Genomic DNA, 20281 nt, shown 5'->3' with positions numbered 1-20281 from the left:
GGCGGGTTGCGCGATGACGCTCATCAGTCCCTCACTCACCTTCAACCCGGCGGAGCACGTCGAACTCGACCCCGTGCGCAAGCCGAAGGCTCTGGTGTGGACGGACGCGCGGGTCGCCAAGTGGGAGCAGACGGGCGAGAAGCCCTCGCCCGTGATGGTCTGGACGCCCGAACAGACCGGCGCGTTCCTCGACTTGGTCGCGGGGCACCGGCTGTACGCGATGTGGCACCTGATCGCCTTCCGCGGACTGCGGCGGGGCGAGGCATGCGGGCAGCCCTGGTCGGAGACCAACCTCGATGACCACTCCCTGACCGTCTCCGCCCAGCTCGTCCAGGACGGGTGGGAAGTCGAGACCTCCGAGCCCAAGACGGACAGCGGCTTCCGAGTGGTCGCGCTCGACGACGACACCGTCAACGTCCTGAAGCGCCACCACGAACAGCAGGACGCCGACCGCGAGGAGTGGGGATCAGCCTGGGTGGACACCGGCATGGTCTTCACTCAGGAAGACGGCTCCTGGCTCCATCCCGGCAAGGTGACCAACCTCTTCAAGCGCCTCGTCGCCGCCTCCGGCCTCCCGCCGATCCGGCTGCACGACCTCCGGCACCGGGCGGCCACGCTCATGCTCGAGGCCAGGGCCAAGGAGAAGGGCAAGCGGAAGAAGCCCAAGAAGTAGGGCGCCGGACCGCTCCGCTCACGCATCGCTCACGCAAGCCAGCTCGCGGCACCCCGGCCGTGTGACGCGTCACGCCCCGAGCAACACAAAAGGCCAGGTCACGGGCTATGTGACCTGGCCTTTGCCGGAGCCGCCTTCGGGATTCGAACCCGAGACCTACGCATTACGAGTGCGTTGCTCTGGCCATCTGAGCTAAGGCGGCGCGCCGTCCGCACCATGGTGCGATCAGCAACGTCGGTAAGTCTACACAGTTTCTGGAGCGCTCCGAACCAACCCCTCCCCGGTCCCCAGCCAGCCCTCCGCAGGCCCCCAGCAGGCCCAAGCCGACCCGCCCGCAGGCCACCGCCGGCCCCTGCGTGCGGCCCCGGAGTCCCATTCTCCGGGGCCCCTCCGCATGGGCTGTCAGCAGCGCTTCTCCCGAGTGGGCGGGGTCCCTCGGAGGAGATATGCGTTGATCGTCCTGTCGACGCACGCACTGCCCCGCCCGTACGCCGTGTGACCGTCGCCCTCGTAGGTGAGGAGCCGGGCCGAGGAGAGCTGGCGGGAGAGGGCCTGGGCCCAGCGGTACGGGGTCGCCGGGTCGCGGGTGGTGCCGACCACGATGATCGGGGCCGCGCCCTTGGCCTCGATGCGGTGCGGCTCACCGGTCGGCGCCACCGGCCAGTACGCGCAGTTCAGGGTGGCCCAGGCCAGGCCTTCGCCGAAGACGGGGGACGCCTTCTCGAAGGCGGGGAGGGAGGTGCGGACGTCGTCGGGGGTGGCGAAGGCCGGCGGGAGGTCCAGGCAGTTCACGGCCGCGTTGGCGAACATCAGGTTGGTGTAGTCGCCGCCGGCGTCGCGCTCGTAGTAGCTGTCGGAGAGGGCGAGGAGGCCCGCGCCGTCCTTCTCCTCCATCGCCGAGGTCAGCGCGTCGCGGAGTTGCCCCCAGGCGCCTTCGTCGTACATCGCCGCGATCACCCCGGTGGTGGCGAGGGATTCGCCGAGCCGACGGCCGTCCGGATCACCGGTCGGGATGGGCTTGGCGTCGAGCTTGCGGAAGAACGACTTGAGGTTCTTGCCCACCTCGGCGGCCTTCGTGCCGAGCGGGCACTCCGGCTGCCGCACGCAGTCCCGCGCGAACGCCTGGAACGCCGTCTCGAAGCCCGCCGTCTGGTCGAGGTTCATCCTGCGGGCGGGCAGCGACGGGTCCATCGCGCCGTCCAGGACCAGCCTGCCCACCCGGTCCGGGAAGAGCCCCGCGTACGTCGCCCCGAGGAAGGTGCCGTACGACGCCCCCACGTACGTCAGTTTCTCGTCCCCCAGCGCCGCCCGCAGGATGTCCATGTCCCGGGCCGCCTCGGTGGTGGAGAGGTGGCGCAGGACGCCGGGCGAGTGCGCTCCGCACCCTTCCGCGAACCGCTTGTAGGCGCCGACGAGCTTCTCGGTCTCCTTCTCGTCGTCGGGCGTGAAGTCCGTCTGCGTGTACCTGTCCATCGCCCGCCCGTCGAGGCATTTGACGGGCTCGCTGCGGGCGACTCCGCGCGGGTCGACCGCGACCATGTCGTAGCGGGCGCGTACGTCGGCCGGGTAGCCGATCCCCGCGTACTGCTGGAGGTAGCCGATCGCCGAGCCGCCAGGTCCGCCCGGGTTCACGAGCAGCGAACCGAGCCGCTCGTCCCGGCCGGTCGCCTTCTTGCGGGCGACAGCGAGCCGGATGCTCCCGGCGTCCGGCTTGGCGTAGTCGAGCGGTGCCCTCATCGTGGCGCACTGGAATCCGGGCGCCCCGCAGTCGCGCCAGCTCAGCTTCTGCCCGTAGTACGGCGCGAGCGCGGCCGGCGTCGACCTCGGGAGCGCGGCCAGGGCCGCCTCGGCCGCCGGCCTTCCCGGGTTCGGCGAACCGCCGGAGGTGCAGGCGGACAGGAGCAGGGTGGCGGCCGCGAGGAAGGCGCCCAACGTGCGGGCTCGCCAAGGGCTTGAGCTGGGGCCGCGGCCGCTGCGACGGCTGGGGTGGCTGCTTTGGCGGCCGTTCCCGGTTGGGCCCGGGTCCGGACTGACTGGAGAGCTGCGCCTGGTGTGCATCAGGCGAGAGTAACTCTGTGCAGCGGCTCGGATGCTGTGCGTGCACGCTACGGCTCGTACGTGTTACATGGTCAACCTTCCGTCGATCACTTGTGGAGGGGAGTGGGACCGGGCGGGCCGCCTCCGTTTCAGCCCGCTCTGAGGGCCATCGTCATCGCCTCCACCGCCAGCAGGGGCGCCACATTGCGGTCGAGGGCGTCGCGGCAGGCGGCGATCGCCTCGATGCGGCGGAGGGTGGCCTCCGGGGCGCTGTCGCGGGCGAGGCGCTCCAAGGCGTCCTCGGCGTCGGTGTTGGCGAGGGCGACGCGGGTGCCCAGCTGGAGAGCGAGAACGTCGCGATAGAAGGCGGTCAGGTCGGTCAGCGCGAGGTCGAGGCTGTCGCGCTGCGTGCGCGTACGGCGCCGCTTCTGCTTGTCCTCCAGCTCCTTCATCACGCCCGCCGTGCCACGCGGCATCCTGCCGCCCTGGGACGCGCCCAGCGCCGCCTTCAGCTCCTCGGTCTCCTTGACGTCGATCTCCTCGGCGAGCTGCTTGGCGTCCTCGGCGGCGGCGTCGACGAGCTCCTGGGCGGCCCTGAGGCAGCCGCCGACATCGCCGAGCCGGAGGGGCAGCTTGAGCACGGCGGTCCGGCGCTCGCGGGCAGCCGGATCGGTGGCCAGGCGGCGGGCCCGGTCGACGTGCCCCTGCGTGGCGCGGGCCGCCGCCGCGGCGACGTCGGGCTCGATGCCTTCCCGCCGTACGAGCATGTCCGCGACGGCATCGACGGACGGCGTCCGCAGGTTCAGGTGGCGGCAGCGCGAGCGGATGGTGGGCAGGACGTCCTCGATGGAAGGGGCGCAGAGCAGCCAGACCGTACGGGGAGCGGGCTCTTCCACGGCCTTCAGCACCGCGTTGGCCGACTTCTCGTTCAGCCGCTCGGCGTCCTCGACGAGGATGATCTGCCAGCGGCCGTTCGCCGGCGAGGTGAACGACTTGCGGACGGTGTCCCGCATGTCGTCGGCGAGGATCTGGGTGCCGACGGCGGCGACGGTGGTGACGTCGGCGTGCGTGCCGACGAGCGCCGTATGACATCCGTCGCAGAACCCGCATCCGGGTGCGCCGCCGAGCGCCCGGTCCGGGCTGACGCACTGCAACGCGGCGGCGAAGGCCCGGGCCGCCTGGTTCCGGCCCGCCCCGGGCGGCCCCGTGAACAGCCAGGCGTGGGTCATCTTGGACGCCTCGGGGGGCGGTGCGTCGGCGGCGGCAGCGGTGACGAGGGCATCGGCGTCCCGAGCGGCTGCGGCCAGCTGCTCGCTGACCCGCTCCTGCCCCACCAGGTCGTCCCACACGGTCATGGGTCACGCCCGCCTTTCGTCCACTCTTCGCGTTGCGGGATCCATTGTGCGGGGCGGCACTGACAATGGAGGCCGGGTCGGGCGGCATGAGGTGGCGGACGGCTCCCGGCTTCGTGCGTGTGCCGACCGGTGGGGGGTATTCGCACAGCGCCGGGGCGGGTGAGGGTTAGTCGCGCGCGTGCCGGCCGGTGGGGCTGGTCGCTTACGCGCGGCGGTAGCCGCACATCAAACAGAGCCCCACGCCCCTTGGGTGGTACCAGGCACGGCGTCGTAGCCGCGCCCGGCAGCGAGCTCATCGAGCGAGCGGCTCAGTCGAGCGGCGCCCCGTCGATACCGGGCGAGCCGGCCGATCTCACGCCGTCCGCAGCACACCTCAGCCGACCAGCCGCCCCAAGCTCAGCGACCTCAGCGCCGCCGACCCCGCCCCCGGCCGCCCTCGTCGTCGTACTCGTCCTCATGCGGCCCCAACAGCTCATCCGCCAGAGTCGGCAGATCATCCAGCGGCGTCTCCTCGGCCCAGTCGGACCGGGCCCTGCGCCGAGGTGCCCCCTCCTCGTCGACCTGAGGCAGCTCACGCGTGCGTTCCTCGTCGCGGAAGTACCCGGGCGGAACCCGATCCCCGGGCTCGTCCCCCGAAACGGGAGGCAGTACGGCCGTCTCATCCGCGGCGCCCGGAGGAACCGGCGGCAGCACAGCCGTCTCAACGGCCGCCCCCGGCGCCACGGGAGGAAGCACGGTGGTCTCGTCCGCCGCGCCCGGAGGAACCGGCGGCAGCACAGCCGTCTCGTCCGACGCCCCCGAAGGCGCCGGCGGCTGCGGCAGCTTCGCCGTCACCTCGGAGTCGGACTCCCCGGAAGCACGGCCGCCGGAACCCCGCTCACCGCCACGCTCCTCGTCACGCACCGGCCGCAGCACCGTCGTCTCGTCCGACGCCTCGCCGGGCACCTTCCCCGGCGTCACCACAGGCGTGGGTACCGTCGCCGCGTCCCCGAAAGCAGGCCCGGACACGGGCCCCGTCGGCTTCGGACCCGCCTCCGCCGCGGCCGCCGCCTGCTCCGCCTGGCGGCGCGCCTCCTCGGCCCGCAGCAGAGCCTCCTCCGCCTTGCGCTGCTTCTCCAGACGGAGGGCCTCCGCCTCGGCACGCAGCCTGGCCTCTTCCTCGGCCTGCTTACGGCGCCGTTCTTCCTCGGCCCTGCGGCGCGCCTCTTCCTCGGCGCGCGCCTTCTCCTCCGCGAGAAGCCGCTGCCGTTCCTCCTCGGCGCGCCGAGCCGCTTCCTCGGCCCGCTGCCGGGCCTCCTCCGCCTGCCGTTCGGCCTCGCGCCGCTGCGCCTCCTCCAGCTCGCGCCGCTTGCGCTCCTCCTCTTCGGCACGCAGCCGGGCGAGCTGCTCCTGGCGCTCGCGCTCCAGGCGCTCCTCCTCGGCCTTGCGGGCGGCCTCTTCCTCGGCCTTGCGGCGGGCCTCTTCCTCGGCCTTCCGGCGCGCTTCCTCCTGCGCCTGGATCTCGGCCTCGGACAGCGGCAGCATCTGGTCGAGCCGGTGCCGGATGACCGTCGTCACGGCTTCCGGTTCCTGGCCCGCGTCCACCACCAGGTACCGGCCCGGGTCGGCCGCGGCCAGCGTCAGGAAGCCGGAGCGCACGCGTGCGTGGAACTCGGCCGGCTCGGACTCCAGCCGGTCCGGCGCCTCGGTGAACCGCTCGCGGGCGACCTCCGGCGCGACGTCCAGCAGCACCGTCAGATGCGGCGCGAGCCCGTTCGTCGCCCAGCGGTTGATGCGGGCGATCTCCGTCGGCGACAGGTCACGGCCCGCGCCCTGGTAGGCGACCGAGGAGTCGACGTAGCGGTCCGAGATCACGACCGCGCCGCGCTCCAGCGCGGGCCGGACCACCGTGTCCACGTGTTCCGCGCGGTCCGCCGCGTACAGCAGTGCCTCCGCCCGGTGCGACAGGCCCGCGCTCGACACGTCCAGCAGGATCGACCGCAGCCGCTTGCCGACCGGCGTCGCCCCCGGCTCGCGCGTGACGACGACCTCATGGCCCTTGCCCCGGATCCACTCGGCGAGCGCCTCGGCCTGGGTGGACTTCCCGGCGCCGTCGCCGCCCTCCAGGGCGATGAAGAAGCCGGACGTCGCGGGCACCTGCTCGGGGTCGTCGCCCCCGAGCACCGCGTCGCGCAGGTCCTGCCGCAGCGGTACGCCGGAGCGGTCGTCGACCTTGGCCAGCACGAGCGCGGCCACCGGCAGCAGCAGCGCGCCGACCAGCATCAGGGTGAACGCGGCACCGCCGTGCGCGAAGACGAACTTGCCGCTCTCCAGGCGGTGCGGCCCGATGAGCGCGGCCACCAGGGGCGCGATCACCGCGCCGAGCGCGACACAGACCCGTACGACCGCGTGCAGATGCTCCGTCGTGCGCGGCCGGCGGAATTCCTCGGCCTCCTGGTCGAGCAGGGTGTGCCCGGTGTTGGCGGACACGCCCGCGCCGAGGCCGGCCAGCGCGACGATCAGCAGCACGGTGGTGACGTCCGGCACGAGTCCGGCAGCCAGCAGGGCGACGCCGGTGAAGGCGAGCACCAGCGCCAGCAGCCGGCGCCGCGACAGGGCGGGCAGCACGGAGGGCGCCGTACGGATGCCGACGACCACGCCGCCGGTCAGCGCGAGCACCAGCAGGCCGTACAGCACCGGCCCGCCGCCCAGGTCCTTGGCGTGCAGCACGGACACCGCGACCGCGGCGGACACCGCCCCGGCGACGGCGGCGCAGGCGAGTACCAGCAGCGGCATCGCGCCGGTACGGCCCTTGTCGACACCCGAACCGGTCTTCGGCCGGCGCAGCCCCTCGAGCGGCGACCGCGCGCGCGGGGTGCGCGTGTCGGGCAGCTCCAGGAAGGTCAGCACGGACAGGGACGCGGCGAACAGGCCGGCCGCGACATACGACGCAAGGGCCGCCTGGTGCTGCTCGAACCAGTCGAGCCCGGCACCGAGCAGGTTGTTGAGCAGCGCGGCGACGACGAGTGCGGCGGCGGCCAGCGGGATCGCCACGAAGCCCGTACGAAGTGACAGGCGGCGCAGGGCGTCCATGTGGTCCGGCAGCGGTCGTACCGTCGCGCCCTCGGGCGGCGGGGGCGGCAGAAGCGCGGGCGCCGCGCTCTCACGGCACACCGTCCAGAAGCGCTCGGCGACGCCGGTCACGAAGACGGTGACCAGGAGAACGGCCAGCGCGTTGTCCGGTGTCCAGTCGATCCACAGGGGCGCGACGATCAGCAGGGCGACCCGCAGGCCGTCCGCGCCGACCATGGTCCAGCGCCGGTCGAGCGGGCCCTCCTGGGAGGTGAGCGACGTCAGGGGGCCGAGGAGTACGGCGCCGAAGAGCAGCGTCGCCAGGATGCGCACACCGAAGACGGTCGCCACTGCGAACGCCACGCCCCGGTAGCCACCGCCGAACGAGCCCTCGGCGATCGCCGCCTGAAGGGCCAGCAGCACCAGCACCAGGAGCGTGAGGATGTCGCCGACACCACCCACCAACTGCGCGCTCCACAGCCGCTTGAGCTGCGGTCGGCGCAGCAGGGCGCGGACGGCGCGCTCGCGGGAGTCCGCGGCCAGGGCGTCGTCGGGGGCGGTGTCGTGGGCCGTAGGCTGCTCGGCACGAGTCATGCTTTCAGCCTATCGGGACCCACTGACAGCCCGACGCGCGCGCCCGAACGCCCGCACGACCCGACACCAAACTGATGCCGATGCGTTCGTTTCGCGAACCGGAAGTGAAGAACCTGACCGTCAACCGGCCCCCGAGAGAGCCGGGTTGGCCCTCCTGGAGACCGGTCGCCCCTCGCGGAGAGGGTGGTTCGGTGGTCCGACGCCTCAGTCGTCCGTCGCCGTCTTGGAAGCCGTCGCCTTCTTGGCGGCCGTCTTCTTCGCCGTCGTCTTCTTCGCGGCCGTCGTGGTCTTCTTCGCCGCGGTCTTCTTCGCGGCCGTCTTCTTGGCCGGGGCGGCCTTCTTGGCGGCCGCCTTCTTCGCCGGAGCCTTCTTCGCCGTCTTCTTGGCGGGACCCTTCGCGCGCTTCTCGGCGAGCAGTTCGAAGCCGCGCTCCGGGGTGATCGTCTCGACGCTGTCGCCGGAGCGCAGGGTCGCGTTGGTCTCCCCGTCGGTGACGTACGGCCCGAAGCGACCGTCCTTGACGACGACCGGCTTCTCGCTGACCGGGTCCGTGCCCAGCTCCTTCAGCGGCGGCTTGGCGGCCGCGCGGCCCCGCTGCTTGGGCTGGGCGTAGATCGCCAGCGCCTCTTCGAGGGTGATCGTGAAGAGCTGCTCCTCGGACTGCAGCGAGCGCGAGTCCGTGCCCTTCTTCAGGTACGGCCCGTAGCGGCCGTTCTGCGCGGTGATCTCCTGGCCCTCGGCGTCGGCACCGACGACTCGCGGCAGCGACATCAGCTTCAGCGCGTCGTCCAGCGTCACCGTGTCGAGCGACATCGACTTGAACAGCGAGGCCGTACGCGGCTTCACGGCGTTCTTGCCGGTCTTCGGGGTGCCCTCGGGGAGCACTTCGGTGACGTACGGGCCGTAGCGGCCGTCCTTGGCGACGATCTGGTGCCCGGTGGCCGGGTCGGTGCCCAGCTCGAAGTCGCCGCTCGGCTTGGCCAGCAGTTCCTCGGCCAGCTCGACGGACAGCTCGTCCGGCGCCAGGTCGTCCGGGATGTCGGCGCGCTGGTGCTGCTCGGTGTCCTTCTCGCCGCGCTCGATGTACGGGCCGTAGCGGCCGACCCGCACCACGATGTCGTTGCCCAGCGGGAACGAGGACACCTCGCGCGCGTCGATCGCGCCCAGGTCGGTCACCAGCTCCTTGAGGCCACCGAGGTGGTCGCCGTCGCCGTTGCCCGCGTCGGCCGCGTCTCCGTTGCTCGTGCCCTCGCCGAAGTAGAACCGCTTCAGCCACGGCACGGCCTGCGCCTCGCCGCGGGCGATGCGGTCGAGGTCGTCCTCCATCTTGGCGGTGAAGTCGTAGTCCACGAGCCGCCCGAAGTGCTTCTCCAGGAGGTTGACCACGGCGAAGGACAGGAAGGACGGAACGAGCGCCGTGCCCTTCTTGAACACATAGCCGCGGTCGAGGATCGTGCCGATGATCGACGCGTACGTCGACGGCCGGCCGATCTCGCGCTCTTCCAGCTCCTTGACGAGCGAGGCCTCGGTGTAGCGGGCCGGGGGCTTAGTGGCGTGCCCGTCGACCGTGATCTCCTGGGCGCTCAGCGCGTCGCCCTCGGCGACCTGCGGCAGCCTGCGCTCGCGGTCGTCAAGCTCGGCGTTCGGGTCGTCGGCGCCCTCGACGTACGCCTTCAAGAAACCGTGGAAGGTGATCGTCTTGCCGGACGCGCTGAACTCGACGTCACGGCCGTCGGCGGCGGTGCCACCGATCTTCACCGTCACGCTGTTGCCGGTCGCGTCCTTCATCTGGGAGGCGACGGTCCGCTTCCAGATCAGCTCGTAGAGCTTGAACTGGTCGCCGGTCAGACCGGTCTCGGCAGGCGTGCGGAAGCGGTCGCCGGAGGGGCGGATCGCCTCGTGCGCCTCCTGCGCGTTCTTGACCTTGCCGGCGTAGGTGCGCGGCTGGGGCGGCAGGTAGTCGGCGCCGTACAGGTGCGTGACCTGGGCACGGGCTGCGGCGATGGCGGTGTCGCTCAGCGTCGTGGAGTCCGTACGCATGTACGTGATGTAGCCGTTCTCGTACAGCTTCTGCGCGATCTGCATCGTGGCCTTCGCGCCGAAGCCGAGCTTGCGGCTGGCCTCCTGCTGCAGCGTCGTCGTACGGAACGGGGCGTACGGCGAGCGGCGGTACGGCTTGGACTCGACGGACCGGACGGCGAACTGCGTCTGCTCCAGGGCGGCGGCCAGGGCGCGGGCGTTCGCCTCGTCGAGGTGGAGGGTGTTCGCGCTCTTGAGTTGTCCCAGGGAGTCGAAGTCGCGGCCCTGCGCGACCCGCCTGCCGTCGACGGTCTGCAGGCGGGCGACCAGCGACGACGGGTCCGACGAGTCCCCGGCGCGGCCGGTCGCGAAGGTGCCCGTCAGGTCCCAGTACTCAGCAGAACGAAACGCGATGCGCTCGCGTTCCCGCTCCACGACGAGTCGTGTGGCGACCGACTGGACACGGCCCGCCGACAGGCGCGGCATGACCTTCTTCCACAGGACCGGCGAGACCTCGTAGCCGTAGAGACGGTCGAGGATGCGGCGGGTCTCCTGGGCGTCGACGAGCTTCTGGTTGAGCTGGCGCGGGTTGGCCACGGCGGCCTGGATCGCGGCCTTGGTGATCTCGTGGAAGACCATCCGCTTGACCGGGACCTTGGGCTTGAGCACCTCCTGGAGGTGCCAGGCGATGGCCTCGCCCTCGCGGTCCTCATCGGTGGCGAGGTAGAGCTCGTCGGACTCCTTCAGCAGGTCCTTGAGCTTCTTGACCTGGGCCTTCTTGTCGGCGTTGACGACATAGATCGGCTCGAAGTCGTGCTCGACGTCCACGCCGAGCCGGCGGACCTCGCCGGTGTACTTCTCCGGCACCTCCGCGGCGCCGTTGGGGAGGTCGCGGATGTGCCCGACGCTCGCTTCGACTACGTAGCCGGGGCCCAGGTAGCCCTTGATCGTCTTCGCCTTGGCAGGCGACTCGACGATGACGAGTCGGCGGCCGCCCTGTGCGGTCTCGCTGGTCGGGGACAACTTCGCTCTTCTCTCCGGTCGACGCTGGGGCCTCCCCAGGGTCGCTCAGTCCCGGGGTCGGGTGGTGGTGACGCTGCGGAGTGTGACGGTACATCCCGCCCCGTTGTCAAACGGGAAAAGCCCGCAACGGCCACTCGAACGGTAACCCGACTTCCGCCATTCCTGCCGCCCGGAGTGCCTACCGGTCTTTTGGAGCCTTTCCGGAAGTCGGCCTCCCAATTATCCGCCGCGCAGCTCATGGGCCGTTCTCAGAGCCGGGTGAGGCACCACGTTCCGAGGGTCAGCGTGATCACCGAGACAAGGCCGGCCAGCGTCGCCGATGCGACGGGGCTCACACCCTGAGCGACGGGTCGGCGCTGCCGCACCCGCACCGTCGTCCACGCCAGCAGTCCACTTCCGAACAGGGCGAACACCACCCCAGCGAAGATCGCCGGTCCCCTCTCCATGGTTCCGCTTGCCCCTTTTCTCCCGTCCGTGAGTGCCCAGCCCGGCGAGGCTGACACGCGCGGACGGCGCACAGGCGAACCTCAGGTGAACGAGGGACCGACGCGGCTGTGGACTCTCAGGGCCCCGCCTCTGCCCGGCGCCCGGGGCGCAGCAGCCACCACAGCACCGCCTTCCCCGCCAGCCCATCCCCTCTCCTCTGCCTCACCGGCCTCGACCTCACCGGGCGCGGGTATCTTTCCGGTCGTCTTCTTGTCGTCGGACCGGCTGACTGTGCACACGACCTTGTTGAAGCCTGGTTCCCAGTCCTCCTCGTCCGCGATCCAGCCATAGACGGTCCGCTCCGGACCGGGGGCCCAGATCGACTCGAATTTGTTGCCACACAGCTTGGTGGCGTTGTCGGAGCCGTTCTTGTGGCTCATTTCCCGGGGCGCCTGAACAGTGCCTATGACCTGGTCGGTGTGGGGTTTGGCGCAGTCGATCAACAGGGCGCTGTAACCGTCTTCCTCTTCCTCGTAGACCCAGCAATCGCCGACGCTCATCTGCCCGACCCAGAGGTTCTCGCCGTCGTCGCGGAATCGGGGTACGACGGCGTAGCAGGCGCCGGCGAAGTCGGTGGCCGTGTCGACCGCCACGACCTGACCGTCCGGCCAGTCGTCGTCGCGGTCCACCACACCGAGGTTCGGCACCGACTCGAATTGCGTCCCCGACCACACCGCCTGCACGCAGTCCCCGGTCTGGCTCGGTGAGTCCCACGGCATCGCCGTACGGATACCCGGCCCCGGTCGGCGACGCCGACCCCTGCGACCCGCTCGCCGAAGGCGAGCTCCTCGCCGCGGCACTCTTCTTGTCCCCGCCGTCACCGCTGGTCAGCGACACAGCGGCCCACGTCCCACCGGCGACGACGAGAACGCCGCCGACGACCAGCGCGACGAGCGCGGTGCACTTCCTGACGCCGAGAGCGGAGGCCGGCCCATCGCCGCCCACCCCGGCGCGGCGACGGTGGGCGCAGCGCTGCTCCAGGGAGGCCGCCGGGGGCACTGGGGGTGCCGCTCGGGCGCGGCGGTGGCGTGAGGGCTCCCGAGTACCGCGGCGGTGTGGGGCTCCCCGCGTACGGCGGCGGCATCGGACTCCCCGCGTACGGCGGCTGCGCGGCGCCACCCGCATACGGCCGCCCGCGCTCCCGGGTTGGGGCGCCTGCCCACCGCCATCCGCATACGTAGGGCCCGCACCCTGCGCATAGGGGTTCCCGGGGTCGAAGTGCGGCGGCGAGGCAGGCGGTCGCCAGACGTCGTACGGCGCCGATCCGGGCGTCCGCCCACCGGATCTGTCCGCCGGAGTGTGCGGTGCCTGCGGGGTGTTCGGAGTCAGAGCCGCACTCGGTGTCTGCGGGGTACCGGACGCCGGCCCGACACCACCTGGCGTCTGCGAGCCACTCGGCGCCGGCCCGACACAACCCGGCGTCTGCCGAGCACCCGCCGCCCGCCCGAAGCCGCCCGGCGGCGGACCCAACTCCCCAGGTCCGGCGCCCACCCCGGGCGCTCCACCCCACCCCGGCAGTACCCCGAGCCCCCCTGCCTGCCGCCTCCGGCATCCCAGGCGTCCCCGCCAGCCCCTGCACCACCCACTCCAGTCCCGTGCCACCACCTCCGGCGCCGACCGCCGCACCGGGTGCTTGACCAGCAACCCGTGCAGTACAGGCGCCAGTTCGCCCGCCCTGATCGGCGGTGTCGGGTCCTCGCCGCGCAGGGCCGTCAGTGTCGCGAAGTCCCCGTGGCGGTCGAAGGGGCCGCGGCCCTCCACGGCGGCGTACAGCGTGGCGCCGAGAGAGAACAGGTCGGCGGCCGGGGTGGGCGGTTCGCCACGCACGCGTTCGGGGCGAGGCAGCCGGGTGCCGAGGATGCCCGCGGTGGCCGTGAGCCGGGGCTCGCGGGACTCGGGCTGGAGAGCGATGCCGTAGTCGGTGAGCAGCACGCGCGCGTAGGGGTCACCCGAAGCGTCCGGCGCCAGAAGGATGTTGGCCGATTTCACATCCCTGTGGAGGATGCCGATCCGGTGCCCGGCGGTCAGCGCGTCGAGCACGGCGAGCCCGACGCGGGCCGCCTGAGCGGGCGTCAGCGGTCCCGAACTCCGCACGACCGCCTGGAGATCCACCGCGTCCGGCCCGTACTCCATGACGATCCACGGCAGCCCCTCGTGCACCAGCACGTCGTGCACCGTCGCCACATGCGGGTGCCCGCGCAGCCGGGCCGCGTGCCGGGCCTCGCTGCGGGCCCGGGCGATCCTCTGCGAGGTCTCGCTCGCGTCCATCGGCACGTCCGGCAGCGTCGCAATCTCCTTCATCGCGACGTCGCAGGCCAACTCCTCGTCGTATGCGAGCCACACGCGGCCCATACCGCCCGCGCCGGGCGTCCGCCGCAGCCGGTACCGCCCGTTGATGACCCTGCCTTCGCCGTGCTCCGGCGTCTCCCTCGCCATCACGCCTCCCCCCGAGACCCGAGAGGCAGCGCGCCTCCCCCGAGGACGCGTCGAGTCTGTCTCTCGAAGGTAGCTTCGCACCTGCCACTGACAGGAGGCCTTTTCGGGGCCAATCACGCCAGACCGGGCACTCGTGACCCGCACACGTCCGGCGGTCTACGGGGAGCCGGGAGATTCGGAGATTCAGAGGCCCGTCCGGGAAGCGCACGCAGCGGGGTGCCCCGGCCGTCGCCCCGGATCACCTCACGCGCGCGGATGACCCACTTCCGGTACCGGCCGGGAGGTATTCCGGTGCGGTGATGTGGATCACCGGAACCGGCTCACCCCAGTGGTCACCGTCAGAGCGCCGCCCCGTCCGCCGGTTCCAGGAACCCCTGCTCCACCAGAAGCCGGATCTGCGCGGGCGTGCGGTCGCGCAGCAAAACCGGGTCCTCGCCCATCAGTTGGGCGATCGCGTCCAGAATGCGGCCCGCGCTCAGCGAACCGTCGCACACGCCCGCGAAGCCCGCGCCGACCGTGTCCACCTGGGTGGCCCGTCGCATGCCGCGGTGCTGGCGCAGCACCACATGCTCCGGGTCCTCAGCGCCGGGCAGCCCGACCTGCTCCTGCACAACCTCGGAGACGAGCCTGAAGTGGTCCTCCAGCAGGGCCGCGTCGTCGCGGTCGCGCAGGTAGTCGAGACGCTCGAAGTGCGCCCTGACCGTGTCACCGAGCGGCTGTTCGATCGGATGCGGCCACTCCTCGACCGTGATCGAGGGCACGGCACCCGACGTCTTCCGCAGGGTGATCCACCCGAACCCCACGGCCTTCACCTTGCGCGCCTCGAACTCGTCCAGCCACGCGTCGTACCGCGCCTGGTACTCGGCCGGGTCACCCCGGTGGTCACCGGCGTCCCGCAGCCACAGCTCGGCGTACTGAGTCACGTCCTGGACCTCGCGCTGCACGATCCACGCATCGCACCCACGCGGCACCCACGACCGCAGCCGTTCCTGCCAGTCCTCCCCCTCCACGTGCTGCCAGTTGGCGAGGAACTGCGCGAACCCGCCCTCGTTCAGCCGCTCCCCCGCCCCCTGAACGATCGAGCGGCACAGATCGTCCCCGCCCATCCCGCCGTCGCGGTACGTCAGCCGTGCACCCGGTGAGATCACGAAGGGCGGGTTCGACACGATCAGGTCGTACGTCTCGCCGTTCTTGAGCGGCTCGAACAGCGAGCCCGTCCGCAGGTCCGCGCCCGGGGCGCCGGACAGCGCGAGCGTGAGCGCGGTGATGTGCAGCGCGCGCGGGTTGAGATCGGTCGCCGTCACACGCGTGGCATGCTGCGCGGCGTGCAGCGCCTGGATGCCGGAGCCGGTGCCGAGGTCCAGCGCGGAGGCGACGGGCGTACGGACCGTGATGCCGGCGAGTGTCGTGGAGGCGCCACCGACGCCGAGGACGACTCCCTCGTCCTTGCTGCCGATGCCGCCTGCCCCACCGACCGCGCACCCAAGGTCGGACACGATGAACCAGTCCTCGCCCCCGGGCCCGCCGTACGGCCGTACGTCCACGGTCGCGGCGAGGTCGCCGTCGGAGTCCCCGCCGACGCGGACCAGCCATCCGCTCTCCAGACAGGCGTCGACGGGCAGAACGCCCGCCACGCGCGCGTGGGGCACGGGCTGCTGCAACAGGAACAGCCGTACGAGCGCCTCCAGCGGCGAGTCTCCGCGGGTCGCCCGGAGCGCGGGCACGGTCTCGCTCCGCGCGAGCGCCGCGTACGCGGGCGCGCCGAGCAGTTCGAGCAGCCCGTCGGCGGTGAAGGAGGCCCCGAGCAGGGCATCCCGCAGCCGGGCGGCTACATCTGGGCGATCGGAGGCGGGCAGCGCGGACAGACTGGAGTCACTCACGCCCTCATTGTGACCCGCGCCCGGCCCCGCCCGCCGCGTAAGACCTCGGCCACCCGCCCCGCGAGCCCTGGAACACCGCCCCCGCAAGCACGGCGCGCCCGTGGCGAGGCCCGGTGCATGACCGGCGCCGCGACTCAGCCACCCGCCTCGCAAGGCCTGCGCAAGCCCTCAGATGTCCGCACGCGCGCGTGCGGCCGTCCGCTCGGCGGCGTCCTGCGGCGGCGCTGGAACGCCCGCCCGCGGCGCCTCGGCCGCCCGGCCCGTCAGATCTCAGCTGTCGGTGGCCGACGCGGAAGCCGAAGCGGCCGCCTCCTTGCAGCCCTCCTGCTTGAGCAGCGCCTTCTTGGTGTCGCCGCCCGATTCCAGCTGCTTGAGAGCGTCGAGGGCGCTCTTGCGCTGGCTCACCACGTCCCTCATCTCTTCGCCGACCTTGCGCAGCCCGGACGCGAACTTCGCCTGGTCCTTCGTGTTGAGCTCGTCCGTCTGCTTCTTCAGCTCGGCGTAGCTCGTGGAGACCGCGGTGAGCTTCTTGATGGCGTCCTGCTGCTTCTTCGCGCCGCCCTCGACGCCCGGCGGCGGCCCGGCCTGCTGGAGGAGCGTCGCGCGGGCCTTGAAGCCTTCGGAGAGGTCCTGGAAGGCCTGGGCGTCGACCTGCTGGAGCTCCTTGGGCGGGCTGTCCTTGGCCGCCTTCGTGATCGCGGCGTCCGCCGCCGCGATCTTGGCGTTCTGCGTCGGCGCCGTGTCACAGATCTTCTTGGCCCAGGCGTCCAGCTCCGGGTTGCCCTCGTCGCTCGTGCATCCCGTCAGTGCCAGCGCCAGTACCGCACCGCCGGACAGTGCGGCCGCGAGCTTCTTGTTCACCGGTTTGGTCCCTTCCGTGGCTCTCGGCCCCCGGACCCTACACGGCGAGCGGGAAACGGCAGCGCGCCACATATCCCTTATGTGGCACTTCCATGCTCTTTGCACCATGTGAGAGAAGCGTCACGGCAAGGGCGTGAACAAGCATGAGGCGGGCGGGCGGCGCGTCAACACGCGCCGCCCGCCCGCCCCTTGAACTGGGCCGTCGTAGGACCGCCTATGAAACCACCGCGGGATCGACCGGTTTGGCCACCCTGTCGGCGTTGCCTTCGTCACCCATGGCGATACCGCGCCGCTTGGAGACGTATACCGCGCCGACGATCACGAGGAGCGACAGTACGGCGATCGTGATCCGTACGCCGACGTTCTTGTCCTCGCCGTAGCTGAACTGGATGACCGCGGGCGCGATGAGCAGCGCGACCAGGTTCATCACCTTCAGCAGCGGGTTGATCGCCGGACCGGCGGTGTCCTTGAAGGGGTCGCCGACCGTGTCGCCGATCACCGTCGCGGCGTGGGCCTCGCTTCCCTTGCCTCCGTGATGACCGTCCTCGACGAGCTTCTTGGCGTTGTCCCAGGCGCCGCCGGAGTTGGCGAGGAACACCGCCATCAGCGTGCCGGTGCCGATCGCGCCCGCCAGGTAGGCGCCGAGGGCGCCGACGCCGAGCGTGAACCCGATGAAGATCGGCGCCATCACGGCGAGCAGACCGGGCGTCGCGAGTTCCCGGAGCGCGTCCTTGGTGCAGATGTCGACGACCTTGCCGTACTCCGGCGTCTCGCTGTAGTCCATGATCCCGGGCTTCTCACGGAACTGCCGCCGCACCTCGTACACCACGGAACCCGCCGACCGCGACACGGCGTTGATGGCGAGCCCCGAGAAGAGGAAGACGACCGCCGCGCCCGCGACCAGGCCGACGAGGTTGTTGGGCTGCGAGATGTCCATCATCAGGCTCATCGGCGCGCCATCGCCGCTGAGTTTCTCGCCCACGTCCCGTGCGCCGGTGGTGATGGCGTCGCGGTACGACCCGAAGAGCGCCGCCGCCGCCAGGACGGCGGTGGCGATGGCGATGCCCTTGGTGATGGCCTTGGTGGTGTTGCCGACCGCGTCCAGGTTGGTGAGCACCTGGGCACCCGCGCCCTCGACGTCGCCGGACATCTCGGCGATGCCCTGCGCGTTGTCGGAGACCGGGCCGAAGGTGTCCATGGCGACGATCACGCCGACCGTGGTGAGCAGGCCGGTGCCGGCGAGCGCCACCGCGAACAGCGCCAGCATGATCGACGTACCGCCGAGCAGGAAGGCTCCGTACACGCCGAGGCCGATCAGCAGGGCGGTGTAGACGGCCGATTCGAGACCGACGGAGATACCGGCGAGGACGACGGTGGCCGGGCCGGTCAGCGACGTCTTGCCGATGTCCATCACCGGTCGGCGGTTGGTCTCCGTGAAGTAGCCGGTGAGCTGCTGGATCACGGCGGCGAGCAGGATGCCGATCGCCACCGCGACCAGCGCGAGGATCCGCGGGTCGCCGTCCTTGGCCTGGATCGCCGCGTCGGTGACGCCGTCGAGGTCGGCGTACGACGACGGCAGGTAGACGAAGACGGCGATCGCGACCAGTACGAGCGAGATCACCGCGGAGATGAAGAACCCGCGGTTGATCGCCGTCATCCCGCTGCGGTCGGACCGACGGGGCGCCACCGCGAAGATCCCGATCATGGCCGTGATCACGCCGATCGCCGGCACCAGCAGCGGGAAGCCGAGCCCGGCGTCGCCGAAGGCGGCGGAGCCGAGGATCAGCGCGGCGACGAGGGTCACGGCGTACGACTCGAACAGGTCGGCCGCCATGCCCGCGCAGTCGCCGACGTTGTCGCCCACGTTGTCGGCGATGGTCGCGGCATTGCGCGGATCGTCCTCCGGAATGCCCTGTTCGACCTTGCCGACCAGGTCGGCGCCGACGTCGGCGGCCTTGGTGAAGATGCCGCCGCCGACACGCATGAACATCGCGATCAGCGCGGCGCCGAGGCCGAAGCCCTCGAGCACCTTCGGCGCGTCGGCCGCGTACACCAGCACCACACAGGAGGCGCCCAGCAGACCGAGCCCCACCGTGAACATGCCGACGACGCCGCCCGTGCGGAAAGCGATCTTCATGGCTTTGTGCGAGACGGCGGTGAGATCCTTTTCCGGCTCTCCCGGCGCCGGGGTCGCTTCCCGTGCGGCCGCGGCGACGCGCACATTGCTGCGCACGGCCAGCCACATGCCGATATAACCGGTGGCCGCCGAGAACGCGGCGCCGATCAAGAAGAACACCGATCGGCCGATGCGCTGATTCCAGTCGTCCGCGGGCAGCAGCATGAGCAGGAAGAACACCACGACGGCGAATACGCCGAGGGTTCGCAACTGCCGGGCCAGATAGGCGTTGGCGCCTTCCTGGACCGCTGCCGCGATCTTCTTCATGCTGTCGGTGCCCTCGCCCGCCGCGAGCACCTGGCGCACGAGTACGCCGGCGACCACGAGCGCGGCCAGCGCGACGACCCCGATGACCGTCACGATGATCCGGTTCTCGTCGGTCAGTACCGCGGCTGCGAGGGTTGTGGGGTGGTCCAGCTGATGAGGGGTAGAAAGCCCCGCCATTCGTCCTCCTTGACGCTTGGGCTGAGCTCAAGATGTGGACGGATTCTAGGTACCGGAACCTGATCAAAACAGATGGCGGTAAACGGAATTAGCCTTCACATGCCGTTCAGCAAATGATCGACGTCAAGCCACTGAACCCGAAAGTGCTAATGCCCTAAAACCATTGACGTACACATGGCCACTTGATCGAATTATCGGCTCATTGATCGTGAATTCCTTCACGAATTCCGCGGCACGTCGCCGACAACCCGAAGGGGCCCTGCTCAGCAGGGCCCCTTCGGGATGAGTGCGGTTCGGCTGGGTCGTTCAGGGGAGCACCGCGGCCGGCGGTGTGGTCGGCCAGGTCATGCGGATCAGGCCACCATGCTCCCCCGCGGAGACCTCCACGTCGTCGACGAGGCCGCTGATGACCGCGAGGCCCATCTCGTCCTCCTCGGCATCCACCTCGCCGTCGCCGCCCACGGCGCCGGATGCCCGCTCGCCGGGAACGGAGCGCGGCGCCTCGTCGCCGACCTCGATGGAGAACTGTTTCTCCTCCTCGATCAGCGCCACCTTCACCGGCGCCGTGATACCGACGCTCTGGTGGAGTCCGACGGCACGGGAGCAGGCCTCGCCGACGGCGAGCCTGACCTCGTCCAGGACGGCCTCGTCCACTCCGGCCCTGCGCGCCACCGCTGCCGCCACCAGTCGGGCGGTCCTGACGTGCTCGGGCAGCGCGCTGAAACGGAGTTCAACGGTGGCCATGCATCCCCCTCCGAACTACGGGCGTGCTGTCCGGAGGACCGGGCCGCCGAAAGCCCGGTCCCCCTTCTCTTTCAACTTCTGCCGTGCCGGAACCCGCGCTCGGGCGGGCCCCGGTCCGGTGATCAGTCGGTCGCCGCCACCGCTTCCTCGACCGAGGTGTGGATCGGGAACACCTTGGTGAGGCCGGTGATGCGGAAGATCTTGAGAATGCGCTCCTGGTTGCAGACCAGGCGCAGGGAGCCCTCATGGGCGCGCACCCGCTTGAGGCCGCCGACCAGTACGCCGAGCCCGGTGGAGTCGAGGAAGTCCACGCCCTCCATGTCGACGACGAGGTGGAAACTCCCGTCGTTCACCAGCTCGACCAACTGCTCGCGCAACTTGGGCGCGGTATATACGTCGATTTCGCCACCGACCTCGACGACCGTACGATCGCCGACGGTACGGGTCGACAGGGACAGGTCCACGGATCCTCCAGCACCTTGCTATCGAGCGGTCGTCCCTC

General features: G+C 71.1%; 11 protein-coding genes, 1 tRNA gene and 2 pseudogenes. 1 reads left to right on the top strand and 13 read right to left on the bottom strand.

Going from position 1 to position 20281, the window contains the following annotated elements:
* Positions 1-34 precede the first annotated feature (34 nt).
* A pseudogene (locus IF78_RS0110365) lies at positions 35-631 on the top strand (site-specific integrase); the annotation flags it as partial.
* A gap of 170 nt (positions 632-801) precedes the next feature.
* Here IF78_RS0110365 and IF78_RS0110360 read toward each other — a convergent pair.
* From IF78_RS0110360 to bldG, 13 genes and pseudogenes are all read right to left on the bottom strand, one after another.
* A tRNA-Thr gene (locus IF78_RS0110360) sits at positions 802-875 on the bottom strand.
* Between the two features lie 200 nt (positions 876-1075).
* Positions 1076-2731, bottom strand: a complete 1656-nt coding sequence (locus IF78_RS0110355) for an alpha/beta hydrolase (RefSeq protein ID WP_031482594.1) — start codon at positions 2729-2731, stop codon at positions 1076-1078.
* 128 nt (positions 2732-2859) lie between these two features.
* Positions 2860-4065, bottom strand: a complete 1206-nt coding sequence (locus tag IF78_RS0110350; RefSeq protein WP_031482597.1) for a DNA polymerase III subunit delta' — start codon at positions 4063-4065, stop codon at positions 2860-2862.
* Positions 4066-4470: 405 nt separating this feature from the next.
* Positions 4471-7710 carry a dTMP kinase gene (gene tmk, locus IF78_RS0110345; RefSeq protein WP_031482599.1) on the bottom strand — a complete coding sequence of 1080 codons (3240 nt, stop codon included), beginning with the start codon at positions 7708-7710 and terminating at the stop codon, positions 4471-4473.
* A gap of 204 nt (positions 7711-7914) precedes the next feature.
* Positions 7915-10752 (bottom strand): type I DNA topoisomerase, encoded by a 2838-nt coding sequence (topA, locus tag IF78_RS0110340; RefSeq protein ID WP_031482602.1) that lies wholly within the window; start codon positions 10750-10752, stop codon positions 7915-7917.
* A gap of 248 nt (positions 10753-11000) precedes the next feature.
* A complete protein-coding gene (locus IF78_RS0110335) occupies positions 11001-11198 on the bottom strand; it encodes a hypothetical protein (RefSeq protein WP_031482603.1) in 198 nt (65 codons plus the stop codon).
* 81 nt (positions 11199-11279) lie between these two features.
* Positions 11280-11867 (bottom strand): hypothetical protein, encoded by a 588-nt coding sequence (locus tag IF78_RS49595; RefSeq protein WP_234439848.1) that lies wholly within the window; start codon positions 11865-11867, stop codon positions 11280-11282.
* A gap of 1054 nt (positions 11868-12921) precedes the next feature.
* Positions 12922-13590 (bottom strand): annotated as a pseudogene (locus IF78_RS49590) (serine/threonine-protein kinase); the annotation flags it as partial.
* Between the two features lie 422 nt (positions 13591-14012).
* On the bottom strand, positions 14013-15554 hold the full coding sequence (locus IF78_RS0110325; RefSeq protein WP_031482608.1) for a DUF7059 domain-containing protein: 1542 nt from the start codon (positions 15552-15554) through the stop codon (positions 14013-14015).
* A 270-nt stretch (positions 15555-15824) separates the two neighbouring features.
* The gene (locus IF78_RS0110320) at positions 15825-16415 is read right to left on the bottom strand and encodes a hypothetical protein (RefSeq protein ID WP_031482610.1); all 591 of its coding nucleotides are present in this window, start codon (positions 16413-16415) and stop codon (positions 15825-15827) included.
* Positions 16416-16629: 214 nt separating this feature from the next.
* Complete coding sequence (locus tag IF78_RS0110315) at positions 16630-19035, bottom strand: sodium-translocating pyrophosphatase (protein ID WP_031498156.1); 2406 nt, start codon at positions 19033-19035, stop codon at positions 16630-16632.
* 306 nt (positions 19036-19341) lie between these two features.
* Positions 19342-19779, bottom strand: coding sequence for an ATP-binding protein (locus IF78_RS0110310; RefSeq protein ID WP_031482614.1), 438 nt, complete (start codon positions 19777-19779; stop codon positions 19342-19344).
* Between the two features lie 122 nt (positions 19780-19901).
* Positions 19902-20243, bottom strand: a complete 342-nt coding sequence (bldG, locus tag IF78_RS0110305; protein WP_003975386.1) for an anti-sigma factor antagonist BldG — start codon at positions 20241-20243, stop codon at positions 19902-19904.
* Positions 20244-20281 lie beyond the last annotated feature (38 nt).

This window comes from Streptomyces bicolor, from assembly GCF_000719285.1.
Taxonomy (GTDB): Bacteria; Actinomycetota; Actinomycetes; order Streptomycetales; family Streptomycetaceae; genus Streptomyces; species Streptomyces bicolor.
This window is presented reverse-complemented; position numbering and strand designations above follow the sequence as displayed.

What these genes read in the sequence shown, in the direction of transcription:
- tmk (WP_031482599.1), bottom strand. Translation starts at nt 7,710, where the DNA reads ATGACTCGTGCCGAGCAGCCTACGGCCCACGACACCGCCCCCGACGAC.
- IF78_RS0110355 (WP_031482594.1), bottom strand. Translation starts at nt 2,731, where the DNA reads ATGCACACCAGGCGCAGCTCTCCAGTCAGTCCGGACCCGGGCCCAACC.
- IF78_RS0110310 (WP_031482614.1), bottom strand. Translation starts at nt 19,779, where the DNA reads ATGGCCACCGTTGAACTCCGTTTCAGCGCGCTGCCCGAGCACGTCAGG.
- IF78_RS0110315 (WP_031498156.1), bottom strand. Translation starts at nt 19,035, where the DNA reads ATGGCGGGGCTTTCTACCCCTCATCAGCTGGACCACCCCACAACCCTC.
- IF78_RS0110335 (WP_031482603.1), bottom strand. Translation starts at nt 11,198, where the DNA reads ATGGAGAGGGGACCGGCGATCTTCGCTGGGGTGGTGTTCGCCCTGTTC.
- IF78_RS0110350 (WP_031482597.1), bottom strand. Translation starts at nt 4,065, where the DNA reads ATGACCGTGTGGGACGACCTGGTGGGGCAGGAGCGGGTCAGCGAGCAG.